General features: G+C 29.2%; 5 protein-coding genes. 4 read left to right on the top strand and 1 reads right to left on the bottom strand.

From position 1 onward, the window contains the following. From ABY863_RS12540 to ABY863_RS12525, 4 genes are all read left to right on the top strand, one after another. Window positions 1-2,326 (top strand): cation-translocating P-type ATPase (locus ABY863_RS12540; RefSeq protein WP_372795356.1); only part of this gene is annotated, 2,326 nt, incomplete at its 5' end. 509 nt (window positions 2,327-2,835) lie between these two features. Continuing rightward, window positions 2,836-3,330, top strand: a complete 495-nt coding sequence (locus tag ABY863_RS12535) for a thioredoxin family protein (protein ID WP_372795354.1) — start codon at window positions 2,836-2,838, stop codon at window positions 3,328-3,330. Window positions 3,331-3,423: 93 nt separating this feature from the next. Further along, window positions 3,424-3,609: a hypothetical protein gene (locus ABY863_RS12530; protein ID WP_372795352.1), complete on the top strand. Its 186-nt coding sequence runs from the start codon at window positions 3,424-3,426 to the stop codon at window positions 3,607-3,609. 875 nt (window positions 3,610-4,484) lie between these two features. Continuing rightward, window positions 4,485-4,739, top strand: coding sequence for a DUF1003 domain-containing protein (locus tag ABY863_RS12525; RefSeq protein ID WP_372795350.1), 255 nt, complete (start codon window positions 4,485-4,487; stop codon window positions 4,737-4,739). A 101-nt stretch (window positions 4,740-4,840) separates the two neighbouring features. Here the strand turns inward: ABY863_RS12525 and ABY863_RS12520 are convergent, their stop codons facing one another. Further along, on the bottom strand, window positions 4,841-5,233 hold the full coding sequence (locus ABY863_RS12520; protein WP_372795348.1) for a hypothetical protein: 393 nt from the start codon (window positions 5,231-5,233) through the stop codon (window positions 4,841-4,843). Window positions 5,234-5,527 lie beyond the last annotated feature (294 nt).

Below are 5,527 nucleotides of genomic sequence, written 5' to 3'. Positions count from 1 at the left end.
TCTTTTGTCAACGATTTTCATTATTATTTTCATTACATTTTATCAATATCAAAAAACTGAAAAAGCATTAAATGCACTTAAAAATCTATCTTCTCCCAGAGCATTAGTTATTCGAGACGGACAAGAAATAAGGATTGCTGGCCGAGAAGTAGTTCCAGATGATATTGTTATTTTAAATGAAGGCGACAGAATTCCTGCCGATGGAATTTTGGTTGATACATTAAATCTTTCTATAGATGAATCTATATTAACGGGTGAATCTGTTCCTGTCTTAAAATCTGTTCAAAAAAATGCCACTAATGCACTTGGATTAGTATATAGTGGAACACTTGTGATACAGGGTAAAGGATATGTTAAAATACTTTCGACAGGTATTCATACGGAATTTGGAAAAATTGGACGTTCATTATTAAGTATTGAACAGCAAGAAACCCGTATGCAGAAAGAAATGAAATCCCTTATTCGAAATTTGTTTTTTTTGGGAGCTATTATTAGTGTTGTAGTTGTTGTAGCTTTTTATTTTGTAAGAGGCAATTTTATTCATTCACTATTAAGTGGTCTTGCTACCGCAATGGCTATACTTCCTGAAGAGTTTCCTGTGGTACTTATTGTCTTTCTCTCTTTAGGTGCTTGGCGCCTATCAAAGAAAAATATATTAACAAGAAAGCCTTCAGCTATTGAAACACTCGGTTCTGCAACAGTTTTATGCAGTGATAAAACAGGAACTATAACACAAAATAAAATGGAAGTTGGTATTGTGTATAATGGAAATGAAACATTTTCTAAAAATACATTTTTTGACAATCAAAACCACATTTCTAAACTTTTGAATTTTGCGCATTTGGCTTCACAAGTAAATTCTATAGATTCTATGGAAAAAGCTTTTAAAAACGCAAACCAAATAGTAAATAAGCATTTAGACACTTCTTTACTATTGCTTAAAGAATACCCATTCAGTAAATCACTTTTGGCAATGACCAGAGTGTTAAGGGATAATGCAAATAATAAAATAATAGTAGCAACCAAAGGTGCGCCTGAAATCATTTTTAAATTATGTAAATTAAACAATCAAGACACAAAAAAATATTTAAACATTGTTGAGTCTTTTGCAGAAAAAGGATACAGAGTAATTGCTGTTGCAAATTCAACATTAGAATCTGCTATTTTACCAGATTTACAAATTGATTTTGAGTTCCAATTTCAAGGGTTAATTGGTTTGGAAGACCCTATTCGTCCAGAAGTCCCAAAAGCTATCAAAGAATGCAATGAGGCAGGTGTAAAAGTAATTATGATTACAGGCGATTTTCCTACCACAGCCAAAAGTATCGCAAAACAAATAGGCATGAAGGTTGATGGTAAATTGATGACTGGCAGCGAATTAAATAAATTAAATGATAATGAATTTAGAAATAGAATTTCTAACATAAATATTTTTGCACGCGTTGTTCCCGAACAAAAACTCCGAATAGTAAGAGCTCTACAAGCTAATAACGAAATTGTTGCTATGACAGGCGATGGTGTTAATGATGCCCCAGCATTAAAAGCCGCAAACATTGGAATAGCAATGGGTAATAAGGGAACTGATGTAGCTAGAGAAGCGTCTTCTCTGGTTTTATTAGATGATAACTTTGCTTCTATTGTATTAGCAATACGTTTAGGAAGAAAAATATTTGACAATCTTCAAAAAGCAATGTCCTATATTATAGCCATCCATATTCCGATAATTGGATTAACGTTGTTGCCTGCTTTTTTCTCTTCATTACCAATACTATTAATGCCTTTACATATTGTTCTATTGGAATTAATAATTGACCCTGTTTGTTCCGTAGCTTTTGAACATGAAGAAGAGGAAAAAAATATAATGAACAGAGATCCCAGAAATCCACAAGAAAAATTTTTTGGAGGGAATAAAATTTTAGCAAGTGTATTACAAGGGTTACTCCTTTTGGGAATGACAATAACAATTTACTTTCTTTCCATTCATGAAGGACATACAAACGAAGAGGTAAGAGCAATTGCATTTTCTTCATTGATTATAGGTAATATATTTCTAATTCTTACAAATCTTTCCAAATCAAGAAACTTTATTAAAGTTATTACAGAAAGAAATTGGGCTGTGTGGATTATTCTTTCAATAGCTATTATTATGTTGTTGCTTATTATTTCCATTCCATTTTTACAACAAATTTTCAGCTTCGAATTCCCAGGTTATAAACACTTTGTTTCATCGCTAATTGGTGCAAGTTCCATTTTACTAATTCTCGAAACAGTAAAATATTTGAAGAATAGAAAAATATTCAAAACTCATAAATATGCCAGCTGCTAACAATGGCTAAAAAAATACTTAGTTCAATAAAATAGAATGGTTCTAAAATATATAAATACTAATTTTAAACATTGGAAAAATACGGTTTCAAAACCGCAACTTTTCCTAACCTAAATATTTAGCTACTGTAAATCGTTAGCAAAAAGTGGACTGATTTTAACAATTATTTAGAGAGTGTTTTCAAAATCATTAAATTTGATATATGAGGGTGAAAAATCAATTAAGTTGATTCCAGAACAATATAAATCGTATGAGGAATATGTAGAATATGTAGGAAAACAATTGAAAGAAAAGAAAGTGAATTGTACAGAAGGATTACTTTTGATTTGATACAAAAGTTATGAAGAAGCTCAAGAACTAAAAAAAAATACTGTGCTAACATCTCATAAAATTTATGTATACTTTTAAATTAAATAACAAACTAACAAACAATTTGCTACGTCCGAAAAATCTCTGATTTTCTAGTCGTACAAATCATAATACTAACCCATTGTAGGCAATGCTAAAAAATGCTCGAAAAGATTATTAAATACCAGAACAACTCTGAAAGAAACTTTGAAAAAGAGAAAAACCTAAAAACGATTATAAATTATATTATCGCTTTTATTCTTTTTTTTATTTCAACAATAATTGCGGCATTTACGTTTCCTTTTAGATATATTTTTAAAAAAATATTTAAGAGAATTGATGTCTCAAATATAATTCAACTGAATGAGAAGAATATTGACTCAATATTGAGCAATGAAAAAATGATATTAATTGATTTTTGGGCTGAGTGGTGTGGACCTTGTATGATGATGGGTGCTATCATTGAGAAATTTGCGTCTGGATCGAAAAATATTAGAGTTGCTAAAGTGAATGCAGATTTAAATAAAAAAATAATAGAAAAATACCAAATAAGAGGTTTGCCTCAATTTGTACTAATTGAAAATGGAGAAGAAATTAAACGCTTTGCTGGGGCAATGACAATGAATGATTTAAATAAATTCTGTGATAAAAAGTAATGATAAACTACATACAACACATCATAAAATTTATGCTTACTTTTAACCTAAATAAAGAAATCCGTTGCCATTCATTAAGAAAATTTAATAAATATGAAAAAAATAAATTTTGCTTACGCTATACTTTTCGTCGGAATTATTTTATTAATTCTAAATATAACTGATTTAGATTTTGAGAATTTTAAACAAGGACCATTTTTTGGAATTATTTCAAATATTCTTTTGATTATTTTAATGATTGTTAATATTAGAGATTTAAAGGAAAAGGAAAATAATTAAATATTCAACTATGAGAAGATTTAAAAATTAAATTTAATTCTCTTTACTTTTACATTTGTTTTTGCAGTAACTTTTGAAGAACCAAATATTGATGGAGCTTATACTTTATAAGGACTTTCAATGTTATTTACAATTGGATTTGGGAAAATTATGATAATTGAGTTGAGCAATTTTTTGGAGCAACATTAGGGAATTACTTACTTAATTTAAAGCCAATTTCTATATAATGGAATTCAAGAAGAATTTACAATCATACAATTGTTAAAAAGACATTTATTAGACCTGATTTTATATTCTTTTTTGGATTAATTGTAATATAGATTATTTAAAACCCTGAACAAAATCAAAGATTAGGTGATTTATGGGCAAACACAATGGTAATAAATATGAAAGGAATTAAAGAACTGAATAATACAGCAGTTGATTAAAAAATGCAACACAACAATGCATAACCAAAATTGCTAAATTAAGTTATATTGAATGTTTCTAAAACTTAAATAATAGTAACTTTAAAACACCGAATATGGTATTTAAATTAACAGCGTAAATCAATTTTAACCTGTTGCCATATTTCAGGACTATACATAATATTAAATAAACAGAAATGGATAAAGACATTGCCAACCTATTGGACGCTTGAAATGCTCATATAAAGAAACTTCAAGAAATTGTTAAAAAACAATTTCAGATGAAGATATAATTATTCAGAACTTACTAAATCCTCACAAAGAAATTTTAACAAAAGGGCAAAGTATCTCTGATAAAGTGGTTCAATTTGGAAGAAGTAGGACTTTTATAATTTCTTTTTTATCATTTTGGCATATGGATTATATTTAATGTCACAGTTCCAAAGGGAGAATACCCCCTTTATTTTGATGAATCTAATACTGTCAAGCGTTGCAGCTTTACAAGCTCCAATTATTATGATGAGTCAAAATAGAAAAGAAGAAAAAGATAGAAAAAGGAGTGAAAACGATTATCTGATAAACCTAAAAGCAGAATTAGAAATAAGGTCATTAAATCAAAAATTGGACTTGTTTTTACAGGAACAACTTAAAGTCCTATCTGATAGCCAAACGAAACAAATGGAGATACTAAAACGCATAGAAAGCGAAACAAGAAAATTATAAAATAATACGTAGAGTTATTAGATTTTAAGGAAATAATTATTAAAGGAACAATTAACATAAATAAACGTAGGTAATATTGTAACCGAATCTTGATGCTACAGCTACTCTATATCATTCTTAGCTTGCGTAACGTTATGAAATGTAGGCGAATTCTCGGTAATTCTGCCCGCACCTTTTTTATTAATTTTGAAAGTAACATCCTTTATTGTAGTAAATAAAAGAACAGATGAAAAAGACGTTCTAAGATATGATTTCAAAAACACAAAAGCATCTTCTAATGTAAGCTCGTTTTCCTCATCCTCGGTTTCTTTAGATTGGTAACGCAATTTCACTAAGACCTTAAAGTCATCATCAGAATAGATGGGTCTGACAAATATATTTTTCAAGTTAGGTTTTCCAATAGTCTTTGCCATGGTTAATTTAGCAAAGCGACCTTCTTGGCAACTTTCTTTTACTTGTTCCCAGAAAAGAACAAACACATCTTGGTACGGCATAAACTAAAGATTAATCATAAAATATTTTGGTGTTGCAAATTTAACATTAATAATTCAATTAATAAATTCGAGCCTATTTTAATCACTCAATTATCAGAAAAATGACAAATAAACAACAATTAACTTGTGCTAAAATATCATAGAGCAGGTAGGTGATAAAGCTGATAGATGGGACGAATTTAATACAATTCAAAAAGATTGAAAATTGAAACGGATAGATTACCCAAACTGAACTGGAGACCTCCGGGTTATGAATCCAAAGTAGACCTAAATCTCAACCATTTTACTGGGCTT

It is taken from the genome of Lutibacter sp. (assembly GCF_041562875.1).
In the GTDB taxonomy this organism is placed as follows: Bacteria; Bacteroidota; Bacteroidia; order Flavobacteriales; family Flavobacteriaceae; genus Lutibacter.
Note: the sequence above shows the minus strand (reverse complement) of the source record. Positions and strands in the feature narration are given on the sequence as shown.

Bases quoted from the DNA above. Each gene is read 5' to 3' on its own strand.
- ABY863_RS12535 (WP_372795354.1), top strand. From the start codon at position 2,836: ATGCTCGAAAAGATTATTAAATACCAGAACAACTCTGAAAGAAACTTT.
- ABY863_RS12530 (WP_372795352.1), top strand. From the start codon at position 3,424: ATGAAAAAAATAAATTTTGCTTACGCTATACTTTTCGTCGGAATTATT.
- ABY863_RS12525 (WP_372795350.1), top strand. From the start codon at position 4,485: ATGAATCTAATACTGTCAAGCGTTGCAGCTTTACAAGCTCCAATTATT.
- ABY863_RS12520 (WP_372795348.1), bottom strand. From the start codon at position 5,233: ATGCCGTACCAAGATGTGTTTGTTCTTTTCTGGGAACAAGTAAAAGAA.